Genomic DNA, 25,176 nt, shown 5'->3' with positions numbered 1-25,176 from the left:
ATTTAACCCATAATTTACTAATAGATTAAGCTTGTCGTTTAAAGTTATCTAAAATGATACCGGTCGCCATTGCAACATTAAGCGACTCTGCACCACCAAAAGCAGGTATGGTTATTTTGTCGCTCACTAATTTTGCACACTGCTCGCGTATTCCATGCGATTCACTGCCCATTAGTAAAACGCCTGAGCCCGTAAATTGGGTTTTATGTACGCTTTGTCCATCTAAAAAAGCACCGTAAACAGGTAACTTTAAAGAGCGTAAGTAATCAGGTAAATCTACTTGGCTTACCGATACCCTTACAAATGAGCCCATTGTGGCGCTAATTGTTTTAGGGTTGTAAGCGTCTGCGCTGTCGGTGCTAGTTACTATATGTTTAATACCGTACCAATCAGCTACTCTAATTATTGTGCCTAAGTTACCAGGGTCTGATACGCCATCAAGCGCGAGTATTAAGCCACTTGCTTTAGGTAGCTCTGCATTTGGCATATCAACAATAGCAATGGCTGCATTATTGCTAACTAGCGTGCTGGCTTTGGTGAGGGTCTCTTCATCCGCTTCAATAAAATTAGCGTGCTGATACTCACCTTGGTACGCATTTATAAATTCGTTTGTAGCAAAAATATTAACCGCATTTAATGGGCTGTTTAATAACTCAAGTACGTTTTTTTCACCCTGTACAAGGTATTGATTATATTGCTTTCGGTACTTTTTTTGGCCAAGTTGGCGAATAAGTTTGAGTTGGTTTTTTGAAATCATAACAGCCCCATAGAATTGTCCATTAAGTATAACAGATTTCGTTATAACATCTGAACTCGAAAAGCAGCGAATAGGGTTAATTAATCTTGCTGGCACTTCTTTCAAAGGTCAGGTTAATACGAATAAACATACCTTTAATTGCTTCTAATTGGTTTGAATCATCAACGGTTGCTGCTAATTCGTTATAAAGATTATCAGACGCTTGTTTAAAGTTTTCATCAAACTTGCCTTTGGTTGCCAACATAAATGCACTAGCCAACGTGCGTTGCCACTCATTTAAATATTTGAGTGTGGTACCACCAGCAAGGTTCTCGCAAATTGAGTTTAATCGTATTGAAGCATGCCCTAAGTTTAAACCCGTTAATGCAAGGTCAGTAATAGCGCGTGAGTGTGAACCCTGATCGTAATTAGTTAAACGTATTAACCTATCTGCCATTCGGCGGTTATACCAAATACTTGGAGTTTGATGGGTATTTATTTCGAGTAAATCTTTATAGGTAGCCTTAAAAACACGATGAACAAGTAGCTGAACACTAGGTCCTGTAAATAACTGAAAAATCCAAAATAAAATACTCACGCCAGCAAAAATAGCGATTGCAGAGCTTAATGTATAATCAATTGAAAACGCTAGGCTCATATCCGTGCTGGGTCTAACCAAAATAGTAAATGGAATACAAAATCCTAAGCCGTATGGCAATGTTTGTTGCTCAGCTAAAAGCAGTAAACCAAGAAAATACGGACCCGCTAATACAAGTAATAATATTTCTAATTGCCCACCACTTTGCGACAGTAAATTTAACGCATAAAAAATAGTCACAAAAGTAGCAACAATTATACCTGCCAATAAACGTTTTATTACCACCTGCAAAATAGCTAACGGTATTCGCGCTAACATTATCGAAAAAATCACCGGTAAAATCATTATTAATAATGCAGCTGAAGACCCTGTATTAACCCAAATAAATGCGCCGATAGAAAAGACCAAAGCAGTTCTAAACCCTACTATAATGCCAGCCAATGGGTCGCGATATGTAAGCATACTAGGTGCATTTAACAATGTTTTATCACGTTGTTCTAAAGCTCTGTAAGCCCGCAGTAAAATTGTTAAATCGTTAGCCACTTCCATGCTCACATTGAGCATGTGAGATTCAAATGGCGAATCACACACCGTATTTGCTCTATAGTCGGTTAGCTCTTTACGCAGGGCTTTAATCTGCTCGGCGCAGTAATCAAAATCGTCAGATTCTTTAATTTGTGCGAATACGTTTTTAAGTTTACTTATTAATTTGTCTAATGTAGGAGTAATGAGGTCTGAGTGGTTTCGTTGTAGGCGACCAATTATTTGAATTGAAGCCAGTAAAGAAAGTACTTTTTGCGACAATTGATTTGCCGCACGCGAGCGTCCGGGGCCTTTCGGTCCTTCGTACCTCACTGCGCTAGAGTCTTCATTTATAGACCCTAACGTTGCCATAATGCCATCTATTTGGTGATGGCGATTTTCGTGCGATCCTTTAGAATCAAGTTCCGTTACTAAATAATCTAAAGTTTGATTTATAACCGACCGTGCTTGTGCTTGCAGTAAATGTTTAACTTTTACTGGCCAAAATAAATGGCTAACAATGCCCGCACAAATCGACCCGATCACTATTTCGCTTACTCGCGCCTGAGCAATATCAAATATACTTTGACTGCTCACCATTGCCGGAGTAACCATAACTAAAAGTACGATAATAGCGGCGGNCCCCTGCCATAGCAAATGCATAAATAAAGTTTGCTTGGCGCACCATTGCCGATAAGGCAGAGTTTACCCCTAACCATAAAGCAAGTGCACTTAACGCTAAATAAGGATAAAGAATTAACTGGGTTAAAAGCAGTATGCCAAATAAACCACCTATTATGGTGCCTATTATTTGGCATATTGCTTTTTCAATAACGAGTCCGCTTTGTGGGCGTAATTGCAAAAATATAGCTGATACTAGCGCCCAATAAGGTCTATCAAGATTAAGCGACATAGCAATAGTCAGCGCCATTACCATCGCAATAACGCCCTTAACAGCAAAAATAATTGCCTGTTTTTTAGGAAAAAACAAATTCCTCAATACATCACCCAAAGCATTCTCCCTATTGAGTATTTAGATGTATTGTGGCGGTCATTCCGGCGCTAAGTTGTATATCCTCTGGCACCGAATCTAGCTTTATATCAACAGGAATTCGCTGAGATAAACGCACCCAATTAAATGTTTGCTGCACCACGGGTAAAAGTTGTGTATTACTTTGTGTGTTTGTATTTGCAATAGCTTTACCCACACTAATCACATGGCCGGTTAAAGCCTTGCCACCGCTTAACAGTGATATTTTAGCTTTTTGATTATCATGTATTAAAGGGATTTTAGTTTCTTCAAAGTAACCCGTAACGTAAAACGAGCCTGATTTTACAATGGCAAATACTGATGTGCCTTGAGCTACGTAATTACCTTGGCGTAAGTTTAAATTAATAATTTGCCCACTAACGGGGGCATACACTTTTGTTCTATCAAAGTTAAGTTGAGCTATAGCTTGATCTGTTTTTGCAAGTTCATAATTGGCTTTTGCTATTTTTGAATTAATGCGTGTTGACTCAAGCCCTTCTTCACTAATTGCTTGCTGAGTGTTTAAACCTTTTCGGCGCTCTAGTTTATGTTTTGCCAACTCCCAGGTGTATAAAGCATTTTCAGTAGTCGCTTTACTCCTATCAAGTGCCGCTTGGTAGCGTTTGTTGTCAACACTAAAAAGTAAGTCACCTTTTTTTATATTTTGACCATCTTTAATGTTTAGCCCAGTTACCCATCCCGACACATCGGGCGAAACGGTGACTACTTCAGCTCGAATACGGCCGTCTCGAGTCCAAGGAGTATGCATGTAATCAGTCCATACCCATCGTCCAGCAAATACAGCGGCTATAACAACGATTATGGTTAAAAGTGTACGTAGATATTTTGTCATCTAATTTATCTTCCACTGAGTAGGTAAACGGTTAAGGCCAAATAACAAATAAATAAAGACACCTCAAACCAAGCCACCTTCCAAATACGGTCGTGCCAATCTAAACGATGTAATATAAAACGTGTAATGGCTGTTAAAATAAAAGCGATAGGAAAGTAAATAATCAAAGGGCTAAACTCTACCCCGCCTAAAACAACAGCTTGCAGCATAATAAAAGTCCATACGTGTTTAAAAACGGTTAAAAGTAGAGTGCGATAAAGCAGATAACTGATTATATTAATTTTGTGCTTAATTTAAAATTAATAGCCACACAGTTTTAAGCCTACTGGTATTACTTATAGTCTTTTAATCAGCCACTTGCAAAACTGTGGTGTAATTATAAACATTGAATTTTGCACCAAATTTAGGTAAATTAACAAAAAAACAACATGGATATAATTTTAATGGAATCAATACACCCTACTCCCCCTAAAACAAACCCTCCAGTAAATGAACCCGCTGAACCAATTTTTGGCGGTAAAGTGCAATTTAGCGGTAAAGGTGGTGAGTTTTTTGGCATTTGGATTGTAAATATATTACTTAGTGTTATTACTCTCGGCATATACTCAGCGTGGGCTAAAGTACGTACACACCGATACTTCTACGGCCATACTCGTATAGATGGACATAGCTTTGACTATCTAGCAACGCCAATACAAATTTTAAAAGGCCGGATTTTAGCGGTTATTGTGTTTTTTATTTACACATTCTCTATCAGCTTTATGCCTATACTAGGCCTGTTTATTGCGATTGGTTTTATCTTTTTAATGCCATGGATTATTAACCAAGGTTTACGTTTTAATCTACGTATGACGCGCCATCGTAATGTTCGCTTTGCTTTTAAAGGCAGTTATGGCGAAGCTTTTGTTAACTTTATACTTTTACCTATTGCCAGCGTATTTACACTTTATTTATTAATGCCTTATGTTATAAAACGTATTGATAGCTATATCCATAGCAACATTAGTTACGGTGACAAACCACTTACTGTAAATCTAAAAGGCGAAACCTATTACCTAACAGCGCTTATTTGCTTTGTAGTGAGCTCTATCACTATGGTGGTATTTATGGGGATTTTAGGATTATTTGGCCTCAATTTAATAGATATTGAAAATCAACAAAATTTAGAAAACTCTGCAGCTATGGTTATGCTTCCTATATTTATGACTATTGCCTACGTGCTGATGATTGCTATTGTTTCAGCTGTATGGCACGCCGCTATTCGTAATCACATTTTTGATAACAGCCATTTTGAAGGCGTTGCTACATTTAAATCAGAGCTAAAACCAATTCCTTTCGCAGTTTTATTACTCACTAATATGTTGGCTATTGTATTTTCTTTAGGGCTTGCATACCCATGGACAAAAGTACGCACATCAAAAATGCTTGCAGATGTAACTAACGTCACTATTTATCCTGGTGCATTGAATCTGATTGATACCGAGCAGGATCAGCAATCATCATTTGCTGAAGAAGCTGCAAACGTATTCGATATTGACCTTTCTTTAACTTAAGAGCTCACCATGCATGTAAAGGGGCATTTTTTTCCCAAAGCATCGAGTAATTATCAGGTGTGTGTGGCAACTATTAGCGACACACACATTGAAATTATTGACGATGAATATGTTATTGCTCGCCACGCAATCACAAGTCTTAACTTAAGTTCGGGAATGGCTGGACTTGCTGACGAACTAGACTTCGAAGATGGCAGTCGTTTTATTCCACTTGATGTAAATTACAGATGGCCATTTAAAGAAAATAACCATCACGTAATGGAACGCCTCGAAAAAAGTAAATGGACCATTTTAGCCGCTGTCATATTTACACCATTGTTTATGTGGTTAGTGCTTTATAAAGCCGTACCGGCCATTGCTGTTTACAGTGTTGATACCCTGCCACGTAATGTTGTAGAGCAAATGGGTGAGCAGAGCTTTACATTAATTAAAAAGATTGCGCTTGACCCAAGTGAGCTGCCCGCAGAGCAGCAAGCTAAAGTACAAGCGCATTTCAAAAGTATGCTTAAGGCGTTATCGCTTGATCAATCTGTTTATAGATTATCATTTTATAAGTCAGACAGCTTTGGCGCTAATGCATTTGCACTGCCCCATGGTCGTATCGTGGTCACCGATGAATTAGCTAATCTACTTGCCGATAAACCCAATGCGCTAAAAGCGGTATTACTACACGAAATGGGCCATGTAGTGTATCAACATAGCGTACGTATTACAGCACAATCTGCCGCAAGTACGATTGTATTAGCGGTTGTATTTGGTGACTTAGAGGGTGTTGCAGAGGTTGCGCTAGGTACCGGTGCATCGTTTGCTCAGCAAGGGTTTTCACGAGATATGGAACGCGAAGCCGACAGCTTTGCACTTACCCAATTAGAATCATTGGGGTATTCGAGCAATGACTTTGCTGATGCGATAGAAGCACTGCAAGAAAGCCATACCAGCGAAAACGAGCACCTAGAAAAAGTGAATAACTTATTAGAATATTTATCTAGCCATCCAAGTGCACAAGAGCGTATTGACAATGCTAGGAAATAATCGTGGTTATATTCAACTTGCTCGCTACATAGTGAGTTTAAGTTGGATATACCACGGTTTTTTTCCAAAGCTTTATCACGTAGCGCCACTTGAAAAGTTAATGACGGGCAGTGCTGGCTTTTCAGCAGAAGTGTCTGACTTAATTACACGCTCGGCGGGTGTTGGCGAAATTATATTTGGACTGTGTTTATTTGTGTTTTATAAAAATAAACATCTAGTCACTTTAAATATATTAGCGCTTATTGGGCTTTTACTCGCTGTAGTTGTTATGCAGCCACAATTACTTATTGAAGCATTTAACCCTGTTACTACTAACCTGCCTCTTATTGGGCTAAGCGTTATTTGGTTAAAAGAGATTAAGCTGTTGAATAATCGATATCTCTAAATAAAAAAGGTATGCAAATGCATACCCTTTTTTGTAGTACTTAATTTGTAAAATTAGTACTTATTTTTATGCGTCCACAAATGCAATAATTCACTAGCAATTGTTGCTGCGGCAATGGCGGTAAGCTCGCTTTGGTCGTACGAAGGTGATACCTCGACCACATCCATACCCACCATATTTATGCCTTTTAGCGCACGCAGTACTTTAAGTACTTTATCTGATGTTAAACCACCACACACAGGAGTGCCTGTACCAGGCGCAAACGCAGGGTCTAAACAATCTATATCAAACGTTAAGTAAACAGGTAGGTCACCTACTCGTTCAAGTATTTGCGCTGCAATATCATTTGCATGTAAATCGTTGGCTTGCATTGCATCAATCACAGCAAATTCATGTTTGCTTTGATCAAAGTCGGTACGAATACCTATTTGGATACTGTGCTCAACATCTATAAGCCCTTCCATTGGGGCATGATAAAACATAGTGCCGTGATCAAATCGCGATCCATTGCTGTAGGTATCGGTGTGTGCATCAAAATGTACTAACGCCATTTTGCCATGTATTTTTGCATGAGCACGTAATAGCGGAAGCGTCACAAAGTGATCCCCCCCTAAACCTAATAGCGTTTTACCTTGACGAAGTATTTGCTCAGCAGCCATTTCTAATTGCGCAGTAAAATACTCAGGGTCGCCAACAGGGTAAGTAAAGTCCCCTGCATCGGCCACTTTTAAGCGCTCAAACAACGGAAACGTCCACGGGTATTTAGTGTCTTCCCATGCTAAATGAACCGATGCACGACGAATTGCATCAGGACCTAAGCGCGCACCTGGACGGCCCGATGTCGCTAAATCAAATGGTAAGCCTAAAACCACTACGTCTGCATCAATTGCATTAATGTTTTGCACCATAGGACGACGTAAAAACGTCATCCCATTTGAGTACAATGAGTGATCTGCGTGACCAAACAAAGTTGACATTGCTTATAACTCTTCTAAATAAGTGTAGCCGTCAAGGCCGCTTTGCAACTCGTCTAAAACGCTTTGCTGTTCGTGTTTTTCAATTTTAGTGCTTACTAACTGCTCGTATGATTGCTGAAAACTTTCAACATCTAAATGTACATAGCGCATCATATCGGCAACAGTGTCACCTTGGTTTATTTCGGTAATACTTGCAACGCCTTGCTCATCCATATTAACAATGGCGCTGTGCGTATCGCCAAACAAGTTATGCATATCACCTAAAATTTCTTGATAAGCACCCACCAAGAAAAAGCCCATTAAATAAGGCTTGTCAGCACTAAACTCTGGTACAGGTAATGTGCTTTCAATACCTTGTCCATCTACGTAATGCTCAAGTGCACCGTCTGAGTCACAGGTTATATCAAGTAATACAGCACGTTTTTTTGGTGCTTCAGTTAAGCCACTTAATGGCAGTACCGGAAACACTTGATCAATGCCCCATGCGTCTGGAAGCGATTGAAATAACGAGAAGTTTACAAAAAACTTATCGGCTAAACGTACGTTTAACTCGTCAATAATAGGACGATGAAAACGGTTTTTATTATCCATGTGCTTGTTAAGTTCATAACAAATACGAATATTAATTTGCTCAGCCCATGCACGTTGCGATAAATCAAGTAAACCTAGTGCAAATTGGTTATGCGCTTCAGCTAAATCACCTTGGCTGTCGTGATAAATCTCAATTAATGCACGGTCATCCGTTAAATCAGTTAACTGTATAAACGATGCCCACATGTTTTTTAATAACAGGGGTGCATCTGCTGCTGGCGCTACTAACTCTTCTGGCGTGTAACTTTCAGTACCAATAACGTTAGAAATAAGCACAGCATGATGCGCCGTAAGCGCACGACCTGACTCAGAAATAATAGTCGGCATTGGTTGCTCATATTGCTTACATGTATCACCAATGGTGTACACAATGTTATTTGCATACTCAGCTAAGCTGTAATTCATAGAGTTATGCGATTGGCTACGTGTGCCGTCGTAATCAACAGCTAAGCCACCACCTACATCAAGGCAATCAATTTCTGCGCCTAATTTGCGTAACTCACAGTAAAAACGCGCAGCTTCGCTTACACCTAAACGTACGTCACGAATATTCGCCATTTGCGACCCTAAGTGAAAATGTACTAGCTGTAATAAATCAAGTTGGCCTGCGTCTTTTAAACGATTAACTACATGCAAAACTTGCGATGCAGATAAACCAAATTTTGATTTTTCGCCGCCACTCGCTTGCCATTTACCTTTACCTTGCGACGCTAAACGTACGCGAATACCAATGCGCGGTTTTACGTTAAGCTCTTTTGCTTGGCTAAGCACCATATCTAGCTCAGAAAGCTTTTCAAGTACGATATACACTTTATGACCTAGCTTTTCGCCAATAAGTGCTAAACGTACGTATTCTTTATCTTTGTAGCCATTACATACAATTACGGCGCTGGTTTTTTCAGCCAATGCTAATACTGTAAGTAGTTCAGGCTTGCTGCCGGCTTCTAAACCAAGTTGCTTTTTTTCTACTTGTGCTTGGCTTGCTACTATTTCTTCAACTACTTCACGTTGTTGATTTACTTTTATTGGATAAACTAATAAGTAGTCTTTAGGGTAACCATAGTTTTCAATCGCAGTATTAAATGCGCCGCATAAGCTGTGTACACGGTGGTGTAAAATTTGCGGAAAACGAACTAAAGCAGGTAAACTTAAACCTTTATCTTGTAGTTGCTTTGCGATATCTGTTAATGCAATGGTTTGCTCTGCGGCATGAGCCTTGGGCGCCACATACACATCACCTTGATCATTAATACCAAAAAAACCTTGGCTCCAATGACGAACATTGTAGCTCGTACGAGCTTGTTCTAGTGATGTTGTCTCTTTCATTTATCTTTCTCTTTTATTTTAATTAATGCCGACTCGGCTAGTGCCGCGCATTAAAAGAAAAATAGACATTCAAGTCCAACAAGTATTTTTACTCGTAACGAGTAATTTTTAATGTTGATAAAACGACCAATCACGTATTGCTCGCTAGCGCATATAAAATAGGACTTTGATGATTATTAAAAATAAGAAAAGTTGTAATAAATAGCTGTTTTTAAATGACTCATTATAAATTTTATTAGCAAAAATGAGTGAACCCATTCAATAAAATTAATCTTGAGCTACTCTGTTTATAGAATTTACTTTTGATGGATTAGAGCAAGGTGTTCTCAACGCCTAAATTACTGCTATTTAGCCAACGTGAATAAAACGTGCACGTCAAAAACGTTTAGCATACATCCACCAGCATCAATAACCGCTCACAACTACTTATGAGTATTGTATAACTGGCTCTTTATTTAACTATTATTGGTTTTTTATCTATCTCTGTCACATTTTCAATAGTAGATAAACCATAGCCACCAAATAGTAGCGGCGTAGTGTTTAAGTTCAACTTATAAGTGCAGTGCATTGTAGATAATTTATGTGGGTTAATTGTCCAGAGCTTTTTATAATCGTTAGCACTTATATAAAAATGCTCATTATTATTAACTAAGTGGATGACTTTGTTTCTTAGAATAATCGTTTCAAAGACCCCCGAAAATTTACATTTGCATTAATAAAGGTAAATACAACTTCCCCTTCAGTACGTTTTTGCTGTTGAGATTTAGGCAACCTATAAATTAAAAATGCAAAAAATAAGTAGCTAGCTGCTATACATACAAAAATAATCACAAGGCATGAAATGTTCATCTTTTTCCTTATTTGAAACAAGTGCTAGTTAGGTATTCAAATTAAAACTTTAGAGCTCTTTATTACAGTAAATAGATAATTAGCGTGTGGGGTTTTGTGACGTTTTAATAAGGATAAGGTAGCCATTCTTGCCAATTAAAGCTTTCGCTATACATTTCATCAACTATATCCATATACTCAGATTTTGTAGCTCGGAGGTACGCTTGCCTCTCTTTTGGGCTCATATAGGCAAGCCAATATGGGAGATAACCTGGGTAGTCTACCCCAAACATATCTTCAAAAAATCGGCTTTCAGGAAGCTCAAGGGTGATTTCATTACGGGTAAGCTTTGGCATAGCGTTAATTTACCCTATTGTTAAAAATTAATATTCCGGCCACATATCTGAATCGTCTATTAAAGTTAACGTTTTCAAATCAAAATATGCACACACATTATTAATTGCCATAGCCTTATGTAAGCTAACGCTTTTAAACGATGAAGACTCTAGTGCTGTATATAACCACGATGCAACTTCAATATCTGTAGCTCTTGATATGTCTTTGTAAAATTCAGAATTCATGTAGTTGTCAATCAAGTCTTCTAAAACCTCATCGAAAACAGAAAGTTCGCCAAAATCCATTCCTGGTTTATAAATCTCATTTGCATCATTTGTCATGTAAGTAAACGACAGGTTGTAACGACTACCAAGAGGGATCCAGATTACAATTTTATCTGCCTCATCGGGTATACCCATTTTATAGATGGATTCAAACGCAGCAGTAAGCTCGGCAGTATGGCTTTTTAAAACCATTCGTACTTCTTTCAATGCAGATTCTATTTCCATCAAATTCCCTTTACAAACATAAAATTGAGAATAGATACTATCGTAATTAATCATTTTACAAGCAAGTATCTATCTCAAAATTTTATTTAGGTATTAATTTTAGCTTTTATTCAGCAAGCGCCATTGCGGCAAGCTTCATTGTACTCTCAAACGATTTAGTACCCGCTATAAACAAACCATTGTGACAGAACACAGCGTCTTCAATACCGGTTTCATCTACAAACGCTTGATCAGATAAGCCTGACCACGCTTTAGGAAGCGATTTCCTATCCTCAAACGATCCTGGCTCAACTGGCACAGTCTGTAATATCCATTGCCCAGAATGCGATGGGTAAACCATGTATAGAGCATCGCTTGATAAAATATGCACTGTTTTTTTCCACGGAGTGTATTTTTCAAGCACTATAACTCTGGCATCTTCTGCACTTTCAATTGCTTTGGCAACAATCTCTTTTGCATTTACACTTCCGTGAGCTGATGCGATAAAACGAATGAGCATGCGAGCTGCAAATTCAACAGCTTCATCAAAGCAGGTATCAAAGTTACTTTCTTCTTCCCATGTAGGATTAAACATTGAGATTGTTTGGCTCAAGCTTATTCCTTTTGACACACCTTCAACATGACCACAATCAATGGCGTCAATTGTTGAAACTAAGCCCGAATCAACTCTATCAGCAACGGCTTGGTTATCATCACACAGCGCTAAGCCATATTTTTTCCACACTAAGCCAAATGATGAAAAAGGAATGCCATTTTCTCGTTCGCCTGCACCACCACGTTGATGATGATCGAAGCGATTAGTTTCGGGGTCGTATTCGCCACCTACATCAATTACAAAGTCGGCACCCTCTATAAGCGCTTTATCGCGAGTACGTACCAGTTTAAACGTTGGCAAAACATGTTTAAGTACAGCAATACTAAAAACGTCATCTGCATGAAAATTACCATTGTGGGTTACTACTGTTATTTCGCTCATTTGTTTATTGCTACTTTTAGAAAAGATAAAAATTCTCGCTTTGTAAGTTAGTCACTAATTATCGAGGCAGATTTTATACGAAGACAGATGTGAAAAACAGTGAAGTATTTTTTGCATCACTATAAAAGACTTTCTTAAAGTGATTAGCGTGGTTATCCCGTTTATTGCAAAGCAATAATAAGTAGCTTCTTAAAACTACTCTAAATTAGAATAAAACGAATGATCATGGACCTGATATTTACGACATATTGAGGTTTAACATGTCGTAGCGTTAATAAGCTTATTGACTAAGCCCTAACTCCATAAATACACTTTGTGGATTATCTACATATGAGCCAAAACTGGTACAGCGTTTAAAGCCTAAATTTTCATATAAATTGATTGATTTTATTTGTTTTGGACCTGTTTCTAAACGTATTAACGGGATCTGCTTCTCGCCAGCTTGATGTAATAAAATCTGCATAATACGTCTTGATAGCCCTTTACCACGATGACTTGGTTTTACGTATAAACGTCTTATTTCGCCATAAGGCTGAGTATCAAATTTCTCTACGATCGCACCACAGGCAATAATACCTTCATCAGTTTTTAAACCAATAGCATACACATTAGGTAAGGTTAATTCGTTTAGCTCCAGAGACTGCGCTGTAGCAACAGGATATAAAGAATTTATAAGTCGGTCTATATCGTCAAATACATTTACTACATCGGGATCATTAGGGTTCAAATCAACTAACTGCATAAAGCTTCCATTCATTGTTATAAGTTTATTAAGCTTTAAATAATATATTCAAGCGGGCATAGCTTAGCATTGTTTAACCAAAAAATCTTTAGTCCTTATTTAGCATATAGTTTGGGAAACTTTAACAGCTAGAAAATGCAAAATGTCCTTGTATATAGAGATTTTCTGTTTGGTTATTACCAATTAGCTTAATTAAATGATCTATTTTGAGATAATAAAATCGTGTCGATAACAAGGCAGAATTTTTAACATAGTTACCGCCAGGTTTAATCCCTCTAAACGATTAAGTATTATTGCGGATTGCTATTAGCCCTATGCCATTTTAAATAACGTTCTTTATCCATAGGCTTTGCAACTAAGTAGCCTTGCATAGTATCAATATTCATTTTTGTAAGTAAGTCATACTGCTCTATTGTTTCTACGCCTTCTGCAACAACCACTAAGTTTAAGCTTTTACCTAAACTGATAATTGTTTGTGCGATATTAAAGCCAATCTCATTATCTAAAATCTTATCAACAAAGCTCTTATCTATTTTTAATTCTTTAACAGGAAACGCACTTAAGTAAGCTAAGCATGAATACCCTGTTCCAAAGTCGTCAATCGAAAATAAAAAGTCAGCAGCAATGAGCTCTTTCATTTGCCTAATTGTATAATCTATATCGCTAGAGAGCATTGACTCAGTTATTTCTAACTTAATTTGTGATGCTTGAATATCAAATTTATTAATAATGTTGAACAACTCACTTTTTAAATTTGATGAATTGAACTGACTTTGACTAATATTAATTGAAACACTAAACGAGTTGTCAATTATAGCGTTTGCTTTAAGTTCATTAATTAAAATACATATATCATGCAAAACAATATTTTGTAGTTTTTGAATAAGACCGTATTGCTCAGCTATAGGTATAAATTCGTTTGCCGCTATCAGCCCTCTTTGAGGATGGTTCCACCTAATGAGTGCTTCAGCACCAACAACGTTACCTTGCGTATTTACTTGTGGCTGAAAGTAAGCACAAAACTCATTAGACGCAATTGCCCTCACTATATCGGTTTCTAGTTCTGCTTGCTTTTCAAGCAGTGTTTGCAAGGCTGGATCGTAAAAGCTACTGCTATTCCCCCCCTTATTTTTAGAATGATACATAGCTGTATCTGCAAATTTTAATATATTTCCAGCCTGTGCATTTACGCTATCAATTAGGCAAATACCTATGCTACAACTTACTTGGAATGCAAGGTTGCCCAATTCGAATTTATCATGAAAAGCTCTTTGAATTTCTTGAGCAACTGATTTACATTCTAGGATTGCTTGCTTTGTGTCTTGCCCTATGTGTTTAAGTAAAATAATAAATTCATCACCACCCGCTCTGGCTAGTGTATCTGAGTCTTTTATTATTGCACTTAACCTTTTTGATAGCTCCACAAGTACTTCATCCCCTGCACTGTGCCCAAGTGAATCATTAATACGCTTGAAGTTATCTAGGTCTAAAAATAATAACGCCCCTATATTTTTATTGCGCTTGATACTCTCTACACACGCGCTTAATCTGTCACTAAGCATTCTTCTATTTGGAAGTTTAGTTAATGGATCGTAAAAGGCGAGTTTGTGAACTTCTTGCTCAGCTTTTTTCTTTATTGAAATATCTCTGGCCATCCATATTACATGTCTTTTTGTAGGGCTATTGGGATTGTAATGATCTAAAACCGCAGCCCGTCCCTCAAAAACTATACTTCCTTTTGGTACATCTAATTCGTACTCAAAAATTTGCATCTCGTTAGTCGAAAGTGTTTTTTCAATAACGTCAATTATCATCTGCGCATCTTTTTGAGGAAGCAGGTCTTTAACATTTTGACCAATAAGATCCGTCGACGAATCAAGCAGCAACTCATTAGAGGTACCATAAACATCGGTATATGTGCCATCTTCACTTAAAATGAGGATGAGATCGGGCATTACTTTGGTGAAGGCTTTAAATTTTTCATTACTGTGCTGTAAATTAACGACAAGCTGTTTTGCCTTCTCAAATTCGTTACTTTTCTCAAGAGCGATACTTGAAAAGTGTACAAAAAAATCTATTAATTCTAAATCTTGCTCTGATGGGGTTTTAGGTGTGCTGTGATAAATAGCAAAGGTGCCTAACAAATCAGCTTGAGTCGAAAAAATAGGTGTTGACCAACATGACCTAAGATCAAACTTTAGCGCTAAATCTTTAAAGTCCTCCCACAGCGGTGAGGTTTCAATATTTTCTACAATTGTGCGCGTCTTCGAGAATGCGGCAGTACCACATGAGCCGACTTTTGGCCCTATGTAAATACCATTAAGCAATTCACAGTACTCTGGGTGAATATTAGGGGCTGCGCAATGAAAGAGCTGCTGGCCTTTAATTGATAAAATGGAACACCTTGCAGACTCATCATCAATAATCTGCTCTATTGATAAACAAATTTCAGTAAGCACCACATTTAAGGGTACCCCTAATGCAATTTTAGATAAAATGCCTTGCTGGTGAGATAATAACTTTTTTAACCGATCCGTACCCATTTCCACTCGCTCGCATTATTTATACATATTGATACAACAAAAAGTCTCATGCAGATGCTTTTTTCTATGTAGTAAAGTTCAGTATAGTCATGATTAGTAAGTTTATTCTTTTATTAATAAAAAACTAACCTGATCTACATTGATTAATCATAATTGCATATTACTAAACACCTGTAGGTACTATATAACCAAAACCGCAACATTAAAGCTAACACTTTGTTACTTAAAAATACTGTTCAAAATTATTAAGCTATTTATACTGTAGCTAGTGATAAATATTTTTTGAGGTTACAGTGCAGATCACACAAGGTATGGAATATTTTTTTTCGGGGTTTAAATTAATTAGCCAAAAAGGGTTAAAGCGTTTTGTACTTATCCCACTTTTAATTAATGTTTTACTATTTGGTAGCTCGTTGTTTTTCTTATTTGGATGGCTAAGTGATAGCTTTAGCTACATTAATAATATGCTCCCAGAGTGGTTAAGCTGGCTTGAATGGCTAATGTGGCCAATTGCAGTATTAGTCGTATTATTTAGCTACAGCATGCTCTTTACTGTAATCACTAATTTTATTGCAGCCCCCTTTAATGCTTTATTAAGTGAAAAAGTTGAGCTCTATTTAACGGGTCAAAAAATTAATGATGACGGTTTTTCCGAATTAGTTAAAGATGTACCTAGAATGCTTGCCCGTGAGTGGACAAAGCTGTGCTATTACCTTCCTCGCGCTATTGGCTTTTTTATACTTCTTTGGGTTTTACCTGTCATAGGTCAAATACTATGGGTTTTATTTACCTGCTGGATGTATGCGGTGCAGTATGAAGACTATGCATTTGATAACCATAAAATTGGCTTTAAGCAGATGAAAGACGATTTAAAATCTAAGCAAGGTTTATCATATGGGTTTGGTTTTGCCGTTATGTTATTAACCGCTATACCCTTTGTAAACTTAATAGTTATGCCTGTAGCTGTGTGTGGTGCAACACGTTTGTGGGTCGATAATTATCGGTCAAAATACCGCAGTTAATTAATAGGTTGCTGACTTTTCAATATTAAAAGGTCACCGCACCCGAGATAAAAAAGCACCTAAGGTGCTTTTTTTAATCTATTTTTAAAGCAATAAATTCAAGCGATGCACGCCTTGGTAATGCAACGCTTTGTTTATCTACTTCTTCGAAGTTTTTAATCAAAATACTAAAGCGCTGATTGTTAAAATTAACGGCTGTAACTTCACCTATTTTTATACTGTAGTTTTGCTGCTGGTTAAACAGCGTTAGTGTTCGCCCGTTTATACGCTCTACGAATAAGTAAGGTGTTTGATCAGGCATCTTTAAACGGATAACATTGATTTTACTTAACTCATGTACCGCCACCCAATTTTGACTCTGCATTAACGTATTATAACTACTAATGCCTTCAGGCTGATAAACAACATCTTGGCTTATCACGCATGTCTTACAGCCCTCTACTGATTCAACTCGCCAGTCAATAGCTGTATTTTTATAATATAAATTGTCATTTTTTAGTAACCATTCACGTGCATTGTTAGTATCGCTACACGCTATTAGTAAGCTTAAAAAACTACTACAAACAATAAACTTAATACTTAACCCTAGTGTCATATTAATGCTCTTTAATTGCTTTTAACTCAGCAATAATTGCACTACTTGGTTGCGCTTCTTTTATATAACTGGGCAGCGTTTCAATATACGTAGGCGAGCTTTGTAAATTACTTTGTAAATTATACACCTTACTATTATTGGTATTTGGTACCCCAAATCGATTACCTGCACTTTGCATATAAAACTGCAAATTAAGCATGTTCCACTCATCTACATCACTAAGTATTGATATTGTATTATCTTGGTTAGTATCAAAGCTGGTTAAGCTTTCAGTGTTAATTGCATTACAGTTAAAATCAACAGGTAGTGAGCCATTTCGATTTAACCCCTGTGCTTCAAGTATTGTGCTCTCATTTAAATCTGCTGAACTACCACTTGAATAATCAATAATAAAATCATCTGTAGAGCCTAAATGACTATTAGTATTTGGTGTAATATCACAACTAACATTGCCTGGATAAAAGCGCTCATAATAACGATCGCCTTCGTTATTACCTATTGTTGATAAACCCGCTAATTGATATAAATAATTCATAGAGCTTAAATGATTAGGCTTAAAGTTAATCTCTTCATCTCCACCATGGTATAAGCCTAAGTTATGGCCTAGCTCATGAAAGATAGTTGATGCTTGATAATTATAAGTTACATTGGTTGCTGTTTGCGTATCCAAAGTTAAGCCCCACCCTCCCATAGTGACCATTAAATCATTACCGCTGATCTCAGCAATACCCGACCCACTAATACTGCCATCTTCATTTCCACTACTTGCCATTAATAAGTAATGAAAAATGGGTCTGCGGGTTATATCGGTGTATTCCATTTTATAAGTAAATAAATTAGGGCTACTTAAATCGTACTCAAACGGAGTATAGCTATTAAAAGGGACAACATTTCCGCCACCTAAATCAAAGTTTTCCGGCGCAATATCGCTATTTTGATCAAATAAATCACCTACATCAAAATGAACGGTGTAGCCTTTATTTGCAAATACACTAACAATTTTTTCGAGTGCAGTTCGATGAGGCGTTATTCCAACATCACTACTATCCATATAATCTATTTCAATAAATATATCTTTTTGTGAAGTACGCGCCCCCCATTCATACAGAGGCAGCCCAGCAAATGTTGCTCCCTCTACCTCTGCGCAATCTGGAATACCGTCTTTATCATCATCTATTGAGCAAGTTATATCGTTAGGCCCTGCCGGAGTGTTGAATACTGAGTAATTCCAGTCTGTATTTTGGTTGGTATCGGTTGCGCCGAGCGCACGCTTTAAGCTGGCGCCCTGCTCTGGCAGTATTTGTGCAGCATTTTCTCCTTGCCACTGCGAGACTGTTACTGGCTCTTGGGCTGAATTTCCAAACTTAACAAAATCGATAGTTTGTGTACTCGCACTATTAAGTAATTCTGCAAAACCATTTATGTACCAATAAGGCCTAATTTGATCATTCGCGTTACCAACAAGTACAAGCTTTGTATTATTTAATGACGCACTTGCTAAAAAGTCATCACCAAAGCGACTTTGTAAAATAATATAGGCGCCATTTAAAAGCTCTTTATCAGGCAGCGCAAATACTTGCTCATCACTCAGCGTACTATCAGACATATTAATACTGCGAGCTTTAAGAGAGTAGTCTTGTAAATTTACTGTTGCACCGGTGCCATTATAAAGTTCAACCCAAGGTAAGTCGTTACTAAATTGCACAGATGAAAGCTCTGTTATTTTTATATTTTGGCTAGAAGTTGTAAACGAGGTGGCAGTTTGCGCCAAAATAGTTGTGCTATCAAAATTAGCTAAATCAGCTGTAACACGAACAATATATTGAGTGTCTTCATCAAAGCTTGCGCTTAAATTTACAGTATGAAAGTAAGTACTTGTGTCGCTGGTAGTACCCGACAAACTTTCAATAGTTAAAGCCAAGCAAGTAGTAAAGTTATCTGCTGACACTTGTATGCTTCCAGTACAAGTACCATTACTAGAATTAACGGCTAAAGTACTCACAAGCATAATATCTGAAAATGTAATGCTAACAGGGCTATCTACAAATACTGGTTCATTACTATTTTGTGGTGTTACATTACTAATCGTAGCGGGCGTTGAATCAATAACGGTAATACTTAGTACAAATTCGGTTGTGTCTTTGGTATCAGTCGCCGTTAACGTATAGCTTTGTGGAGTGATACTATTTGCAGGAGGTGTGTAACTAAAACGTAAGGCTTGGGCATCAATAACACTAATTTGCGCACCATTTAAATCATCACCAAAGTCAATCTGTACGCTATCGTTATCAGCATCGCTAACAACTAAACTAAATTCAGTGGCTTGATTATATTGCACGCTAATACTTACATCATCTGCAGTTGGTGGATTGTTTGGTGCTAATATCACAACTGTTTTTTGAGCGTTATTTGTTGCGTTATCGTCATCTGTTACAGTTACTACAAAGGTAACATTGGTGTTTTGTGCAACAGTAGGCGCGTTAAAGCTAATACTTGTTTCTGCTTGAATAAGTTCAACTACAGGGCCACTTATTTGCTGCCAAGTTATGCTGTTAATACTCCCGTCACTATCTTGTGCATCTGCAACTAAGGTTACACTAACGCCTTTTTCAGCTTCTTCAGGGCCTGTAACAATAACTGTTGGCGCGCTATTTACTTGATTAATTAAAACCGTTTTACTCGCTTGAGCGCTTTTACCGGCATTGTCAGTTACGGTTACGCTAAAACCTAGCGTTGTATTTTCAGATACATTAGGAGCAGTAAAACTAAGGACTCCATCTGCTTGTGTAAACTCAACATTGTCCCCAGCAGACTGAATCCAATTAATATTACTTATTGTTCCATCTGTATCTTGAGCGTTAGCAACCAAACTAACCTGTGCGTTAGCAAGTGCACTACTTGGGCCTGTAATATTAACTGTAGGAGCATTATTTTGAGAAGTGATAATGCCTGAAAATACTTGTTGTGCAGTAGCACCTGAATTATCAGTAACAGTAACTGAAAAACTAAAGGTCGTGTCAGTGGTTACACTTGGTGCAGTGGCGGTAAGCGTGTTACCGTTAGAGGTGAACGTAAACTCAGGGCCGCTAAGTTGTTGCCATTGATAGCTGGCTATTTGTCCGTCACTATCACTTGCAAGCGCAGTAATAGTAAATGATTGGTTAGAAGCAATAACGTTACTACTAACAGAGAGCGTAACACTGGGCGCAGCGTTACCTGAGGGCGTAGTTGAATCACTACCTTCTCCGCCGCCGCCACAACCTGTGATTAAAAGTGATAAAAAAAGTAAACTTAGCCATTTATTAATATTGTTTTTTACCACTTTTAGCCTCTACATATTAACTATACAAATTTTGTGGCACCTTAGTAACGTTTAAATGAACGGTTATTTCCTCACGATCATGATATAGATGTTTAGCTTGTAACTCGTAATTAATACCTTGTTTCTCAAGCTCTTTTCTTATCATCGAAAGACATTCATAAACACTATCAAAGCGTTTTTTCATAGGGAGTTTTAAGTTAAATATAAACTCTTTTGCGTATGCATTTACTGCCCAGTCAATCATTAGCGTAGTCACTTTGGTTGGTTTTTCCACCATATCGCACACTAACCAAGTAATATTTCTTTTTTCTGGACGATATTTAAAACCATCGGCTCTAAAATGTTTAACTTGCCCAGTTTGCATTAAATCGTCATTCATTGGACCGTTATCAATCGCGCTTACAAACATACCACGGCGTACAAGCTGATAAGTCCAACCACCCGGGCATGCTCCTAAATCAACACTGCGCATACCTGCTGCCACACGTGATTCACGTTGCTGTTCAGGAATAAATACATTAAACGCTTCATCGAGTTTTAACGTTGAACGACTCGGTGCATCGCTTGGCATACGAAGGCGTAAAATACCCATGAAAAATGGAGAATTATTAAAGCTATACGAGTAACCAACATAAGCCGTATTGTTTGTTAAAAACATGACATGCATTACTGGACGGTTTGCTTTTGGCTCACGCAGAACTGTATTTTGTTTTTCGAGGGCTTTTTTAAGCGGCGTTGATATTTTTTTACAGAACGTTAAAAGCTCTTTGCCTTCATTTGTATCTGGTGTTTCTACACGTAGCTCTGAGCACAATGTAAAATCTTTAGCAGCTTCAACTACTGCACTTACACGGTCCTCTACTGGCATGTTTTCAAGTAATGTACCGGCAAACCATTGGCGTGCAAACACCATATTTTTAAAATCGACTTTTTTGATTATTTCGTCGCTGTGATGCGCTTCAAAACATTCGTAAACAACATAACCTGTATTTGGCTTTGCTTTTACATACCCTGCAAAACCCTGCTCTGCAGCATGAAACGTTATTTCAGCAGCGGCATCGTTTTCAAAACCACTACGACAATAAATCACAACACTAGACATATTAACCCTTAAACTCTTTAAAACTTAAATCGTGCAACTTGCACTAAAATAACAATCCAACCAATAATAAAGCACAATCCACCAAGCGGTGTTATCGGCCCTAGCCACTTCATATCTGTTAGAGCGAGTAAATATAAACTGCCACTAAAAAGTAGTGTGCCAGTTATGAAAAAGCCACCAGCCCAACTCAGATTTATGCCCCATTTAATTAAAATAGCCACCGCAATAAGTGCAAGGCCATGCAACATTTGATACTCAGCAGCTGTTTTAAAAACCCCTAATGAATACTCCGATAAACGGCTTTTTAAACCATGGGCAGCAAATGCACCTAACATAACCGAGAGCATACAAAAAACACTGCCGGTCATTAAAAATAATTTAATCATTTAACCCCCTAATCGAGTTTTAACACATCTCAACTTGTTGCTTAATAAATTCAACAGCACTTAGTGCTGCTGTTTCTCTATTTTGCAGTTCAGTTACACCACTTTTTTTACGTGGTTTTAATGAATGATCGCCATCAGGCAGCCATGTGATTAAAGGCTGTTTTGGCATTTCCATAGTAAGCAGTTCTTCACGTGTACCAAATGTATCTCGCTCGCCCTGTAATACTAAAAAAGGGCAAACAATATCAGCAAAATGATCGGTGCGTAACTTTTCTGGCTTACCCGGCGGATGAAATGGATAACCAAATGCAATAACACCCGAAAGTTTTTGCTCGGTGCTGCACGCAAGCATTGATGACATACGTCCGCCCATCGATTTACCGCCTATAAATAACGGTAAATCTGGCTGCGCCTTCGTTAGCACTTGCTCATAATAAATAAGTAGTTTTGGCGCTCGCTCAGGAGGCCTACGTTTATTGGTTTGTTTGGCAACTTGCATATATTCAAAATCAAATAAACCAACATCAACACCTTGCTCGCTTATTAATTTTGCCATGTGTTGCATAAAGTCAGAATCGCTACCGGCACCTGCACCATGCGCAAATATAAACTGTGCAATTGCAGGTTGTGCGGTGCTTTTAAACCATTCAATCATTATTAATACTCATGTTCTTGCTCATGCTCTACTAAGCTCAGCATCCACTCTTTAAACGAAACTATTTTACCAAGCTCTGTTTGCGATTCGCGAAGCACTAAGTAATATGCATTTTTACTTTCTAGACTGTGATTAAACGGAATAACCAAACGCCCTGCATCTATGTCGGGTTTAGCTAATACACTATTACCAATTGCCACACCTTGCCCATGTACTGCAGCTTGTAACACCATTGATGAGTGACTAAAAATAGGCCCTTGATTTACCTGGATGTTACGCACACCTGCAGTTTTCATCCACGTTTTCCAGTTTTTTCGTGTGGTGTCATGCAATAAGGTGTGATGCGCTAAATCACTTGGTTGGTCAAGCGGCTTTGGCCCACTCAATAACATAGGGCTACAAAGTGGTACTAAATATTCAGTATGAAGTTTGTACGCTTGTACGCCATTCCAATGACCTCTTCCATAGTAAATAGCAATATCTACGTCATCAGTCAGTGAGTTTTCATCTTGATCTTGCGCTTTTATTCGCACATCTATCTCAGGGTGCAACTCATTAAACAAACTTAAACGAGGTACTAACCACTGAATAGCAAAGCTTGGCGTTAGGCTTACTGTTAATGAGCCTTTTGCACCACGGGCTAATAGCTTTTCAGTGGCATCAATAAGCTGAGTAAAAATCTCTTTTATATCTAAAAAATAGCCTTGGCCTTCTTCAGTTAATAATAATGAGCGGTTTTTACGTAAAAACAACTTTAAACCTAAATGCTCTTCAAGTGTTTTTATTTGATGACTTACTGCCGCCTGCGTTACATAAAGCTCTTCTGCTGCCTTAGTAAAACTTAAATGACGCGCAGCCGCTTCAAAGGCCTTTAATGCGTTTAGTGGAGGTACCCGTCTTGACATAATAACCAAGCTTAGAATTAGTTTTTCTTATGCGTGAGATTATATACATCATATAAGTTTGTGTATATTAAAGGCATAAAAAAAGCGACCTGAGTCGCTTTTTAATAAACATCATGCTTAATTATAAATCGCTTGCACTTGTATCAAGTGGAGCAAAGCTTTTAATTAAATCATCAACCGCTTTCATTTGCGTTAAGTACCCCTCTAACTTACTAAGCGCTAGCGCACATGGGCCATCACATTTAGCTTCGTTAGGGTTTGGATGCGCCTCAATAAATAAACCTGCAATACCTAGCGCCATACCGCTGCGTGCAAGCTCTGCTGCTTGTGCACGACGACCATCAGCAGAATCAGCTCGGCCACCAGGGCGCTGAAGTGCATGTGTTGCATCAAAAATAACAGGCGCCATTGCTTTCATGTCATCCATACCCAGCATATCAACCACTAGGTTGTTATAACCAAAGCTAGAGCCACGCTCACAAAGTGCGATGTTATTATTACCCGCTTCATTAAATTTAGTAATGATATGGCGCATTTCATGTGGCGCTAAAAACTGTGGTTTTTTCACGTTAATAATTGCACCTGTTTTAGCCATCGCCACAACTAAATCTGTTTGACGTGCTAAAAAAGCGGGTAACTGAATTACATCAACAACTTCAGCAACAGGCGCTGCTTGATGCGGTTCATGTACATCAGTAATAAGTGGAATTTTAAACGTGTTTTTAATCTCTTCAAATATTTTTAAACCTTCTTCCATACCAGGACCACGGTACGAATTGATTGAAGAACGGTTAGCCTTATCAAATGACGCTTTAAATACATAAGGAATATTTAATTTAGTCGTTACTTCTACGTAATGCTCTGCAACACGCATAGCTAAATCGCGAGATTCTAATACGTTAATACCACCAAACAATACAAACGGTTTGTTGTTTGCTAGCTCAATTTCATTAATTTTAATAATTTGGTCTTTCATTTAAATTCCTTACGGTGCAACTGCTTGCATCATTAATCCACAAATATAAGCCATATAAGTACCCACACCATAGCCAAGTACAGCTAGCAGAACGCCAACTGGCGCTAATGACGGGTGAAACGCTGATGCTACAACAGGTGCAGACGCTGCGCCGCCCACATTAGCCTGAGAGCCTACGGCCATATAAAATAACGGAGCTTTAATAAGTTTAGCCACGAGTAACATTATACTTGCATGCACTAACATCCAAATTGCGCCAACTAAAAATAACCCAGGGTTATTGAAGATAGCGGTTACGTTCATGTGCAAACCAATTGATGCGACTAAAATATATAAAAAGCTAGAGGCTACCTTTGAAGCGCCAAACGCTTCTATTTGTCTAACTTTAGTAAACGATAAGCCTATACCAATCGTTGTCGATATAACTATTAGCCAAAAGAACTTACTGTTTAAGCTATATTCTTTTGCCCATTCATAAGTAGTGCCAAAGTACGGACCTAAAAAGTCAGCACAAAAATGTGCTAAACCGGTTATACCAAATGCAATTGCAAGCAGCGTCATATAATCGTTAAGAGTAGGAATGCGTGCATGTTCTGCGTGATAGGCTTCAACCCGTTTTTTCAGATCTTCAATTGCGCTCGTGTCGGCACCCGTAGCTGCATCAATCTTTTTGTGG

Annotated in this window: 22 protein-coding genes and 1 pseudogene; 4 read left to right on the top strand and 19 right to left on the bottom strand. The window is 38.0% G+C overall.

Annotated features, from left to right (window positions below; genetic code table 11):
• Window positions 1-25: 25 nt before the first annotated feature.
• The 4 genes and pseudogenes from L656_RS0121025 to L656_RS0121010 all read right to left on the bottom strand — a co-directional run bounded on the left by L656_RS0121025 (window position 26) and on the right by L656_RS0121010 (window position 3,948).
• Window positions 26-757, bottom strand: coding sequence for an RNA methyltransferase (locus L656_RS0121025; protein ID WP_024600683.1), 732 nt, complete (start codon window positions 755-757; stop codon window positions 26-28).
• A gap of 76 nt (window positions 758-833) precedes the next feature.
• Window positions 834-2,868 (bottom strand): annotated as a pseudogene (locus L656_RS01000000122515) (FUSC family protein).
• Between the two features lie 10 nt (window positions 2,869-2,878).
• The gene (locus L656_RS0121015; protein ID WP_024600682.1) at window positions 2,879-3,739 is read right to left on the bottom strand and encodes an efflux RND transporter periplasmic adaptor subunit; all 861 of its coding nucleotides are present in this window, start codon (window positions 3,737-3,739) and stop codon (window positions 2,879-2,881) included.
• Window positions 3,740-3,744: 5 nt separating this feature from the next.
• The gene (locus L656_RS0121010; protein ID WP_024600681.1) at window positions 3,745-3,948 is read right to left on the bottom strand and encodes a DUF1656 domain-containing protein; all 204 of its coding nucleotides are present in this window, start codon (window positions 3,946-3,948) and stop codon (window positions 3,745-3,747) included.
• Between the two features lie 234 nt (window positions 3,949-4,182).
• Between L656_RS0121010 and L656_RS0121005 the strand changes: the two genes are divergently transcribed.
• Genes L656_RS0121005 through L656_RS0120995 form a run of 3 tightly spaced genes read left to right on the top strand, consistent with a single transcriptional unit; the run spans window position 4,183 to window position 6,709 of the window.
• Window positions 4,183-5,292 carry a YjgN family protein gene (locus L656_RS0121005; protein ID WP_024600680.1) on the top strand — a complete coding sequence of 370 codons (1,110 nt, stop codon included), beginning with the start codon at window positions 4,183-4,185 and terminating at the stop codon, window positions 5,290-5,292.
• Window positions 5,293-5,301: 9 nt separating this feature from the next.
• Window positions 5,302-6,324 (top strand): M48 family metalloprotease, encoded by a 1,023-nt coding sequence (locus L656_RS0121000; RefSeq protein WP_024600679.1) that lies wholly within the window; start codon window positions 5,302-5,304, stop codon window positions 6,322-6,324.
• Window positions 6,311-6,709, top strand: a complete 399-nt coding sequence (locus L656_RS0120995; protein WP_024600678.1) for a DoxX-like family protein — start codon at window positions 6,311-6,313, stop codon at window positions 6,707-6,709. Before L656_RS0121000 ends, L656_RS0120995 begins: the two co-directional genes overlap by 14 nt.
• Window positions 6,710-6,762: 53 nt before the next feature.
• Here L656_RS0120995 and speB read toward each other — a convergent pair whose 3' ends face one another.
• The 7 genes from speB to L656_RS0120955 form a co-directional block, all read right to left on the bottom strand.
• Entirely contained in the window at window positions 6,763-7,686 is a 924-nt protein-coding gene (gene speB, locus L656_RS0120990; RefSeq protein ID WP_007583987.1) for an agmatinase, read from the bottom strand.
• Between the two features lie 3 nt (window positions 7,687-7,689).
• Complete coding sequence (gene speA, locus L656_RS0120985; RefSeq protein ID WP_024600677.1) at window positions 7,690-9,603, bottom strand: biosynthetic arginine decarboxylase; 1,914 nt, start codon at window positions 9,601-9,603, stop codon at window positions 7,690-7,692.
• A gap of 953 nt (window positions 9,604-10,556) precedes the next feature.
• Window positions 10,557-10,787 (bottom strand): hypothetical protein, encoded by a 231-nt coding sequence (locus tag L656_RS0120975; RefSeq protein WP_024600675.1) that lies wholly within the window; start codon window positions 10,785-10,787, stop codon window positions 10,557-10,559.
• A gap of 27 nt (window positions 10,788-10,814) precedes the next feature.
• Window positions 10,815-11,276, bottom strand: coding sequence for a hypothetical protein (locus tag L656_RS0120970; protein WP_024600674.1), 462 nt, complete (start codon window positions 11,274-11,276; stop codon window positions 10,815-10,817).
• Window positions 11,277-11,382: 106 nt separating this feature from the next.
• Window positions 11,383-12,252: an MYG1 family protein gene (locus L656_RS0120965; RefSeq protein ID WP_024600673.1), complete on the bottom strand. Its 870-nt coding sequence runs from the start codon at window positions 12,250-12,252 to the stop codon at window positions 11,383-11,385.
• Window positions 12,253-12,532: 280 nt separating this feature from the next.
• Window positions 12,533-12,994: a GNAT family N-acetyltransferase gene (locus L656_RS0120960; protein ID WP_024600672.1), complete on the bottom strand. Its 462-nt coding sequence runs from the start codon at window positions 12,992-12,994 to the stop codon at window positions 12,533-12,535.
• 290 nt (window positions 12,995-13,284) lie between these two features.
• Entirely contained in the window at window positions 13,285-15,537 is a 2,253-nt protein-coding gene (locus L656_RS0120955) for a sensor domain-containing phosphodiesterase (protein WP_024600671.1), read from the bottom strand.
• Between the two features lie 311 nt (window positions 15,538-15,848).
• Between L656_RS0120955 and cysZ the strand changes: the two genes are divergently transcribed.
• Window positions 15,849-16,559 (top strand): sulfate transporter CysZ, encoded by a 711-nt coding sequence (gene cysZ / locus L656_RS0120950; protein ID WP_029750966.1) that lies wholly within the window; start codon window positions 15,849-15,851, stop codon window positions 16,557-16,559.
• Window positions 16,560-16,632: 73 nt separating this feature from the next.
• Here the strand turns inward: cysZ and L656_RS0120945 are convergent, their stop codons facing one another.
• From L656_RS0120945 to L656_RS0120910, 8 genes are all read right to left on the bottom strand, one after another.
• Window positions 16,633-17,154, bottom strand: coding sequence for a hypothetical protein (locus L656_RS0120945; protein ID WP_024600669.1), 522 nt, complete (start codon window positions 17,152-17,154; stop codon window positions 16,633-16,635).
• A gap of 1 nt (window position 17,155) precedes the next feature.
• Window positions 17,156-20,476 (bottom strand): PKD domain-containing protein, encoded by a 3,321-nt coding sequence (locus L656_RS0120940; protein WP_024600668.1) that lies wholly within the window; start codon window positions 20,474-20,476, stop codon window positions 17,156-17,158.
• 16 nt (window positions 20,477-20,492) lie between these two features.
• Complete coding sequence (gene rlmM / locus L656_RS0120935; RefSeq protein ID WP_024600667.1) at window positions 20,493-21,578, bottom strand: 23S rRNA (cytidine(2498)-2'-O)-methyltransferase RlmM; 1,086 nt, start codon at window positions 21,576-21,578, stop codon at window positions 20,493-20,495.
• Between the two features lie 17 nt (window positions 21,579-21,595).
• Window positions 21,596-21,964, bottom strand: a complete 369-nt coding sequence (locus L656_RS0120930; RefSeq protein ID WP_024600666.1) for a DUF423 domain-containing protein — start codon at window positions 21,962-21,964, stop codon at window positions 21,596-21,598.
• Between the two features lie 19 nt (window positions 21,965-21,983).
• Entirely contained in the window at window positions 21,984-22,619 is a 636-nt protein-coding gene (locus L656_RS0120925) for an alpha/beta family hydrolase (protein WP_024600665.1), read from the bottom strand.
• A 2-nt stretch (window positions 22,620-22,621) separates the two neighbouring features.
• Window positions 22,622-23,524, bottom strand: coding sequence for a transcriptional regulator GcvA (locus L656_RS0120920; protein WP_024600664.1), 903 nt, complete (start codon window positions 23,522-23,524; stop codon window positions 22,622-22,624).
• A gap of 121 nt (window positions 23,525-23,645) precedes the next feature.
• Window positions 23,646-24,500 (bottom strand): 3-deoxy-8-phosphooctulonate synthase, encoded by an 855-nt coding sequence (gene kdsA / locus L656_RS0120915; protein WP_024600663.1) that lies wholly within the window; start codon window positions 24,498-24,500, stop codon window positions 23,646-23,648.
• A gap of 9 nt (window positions 24,501-24,509) precedes the next feature.
• Window positions 24,510-25,176 (bottom strand): DUF819 family protein (locus tag L656_RS0120910; protein WP_024600662.1); only part of this gene is annotated, 667 nt, incomplete at its 5' end.

The sequence above is a fragment of the Pseudoalteromonas sp. TAE56 genome, from assembly GCF_000497955.1.
Lineage (GTDB): Bacteria > Pseudomonadota > Gammaproteobacteria > Enterobacterales > Alteromonadaceae > Pseudoalteromonas.
This window is presented reverse-complemented; position numbering and strand designations above follow the sequence as displayed.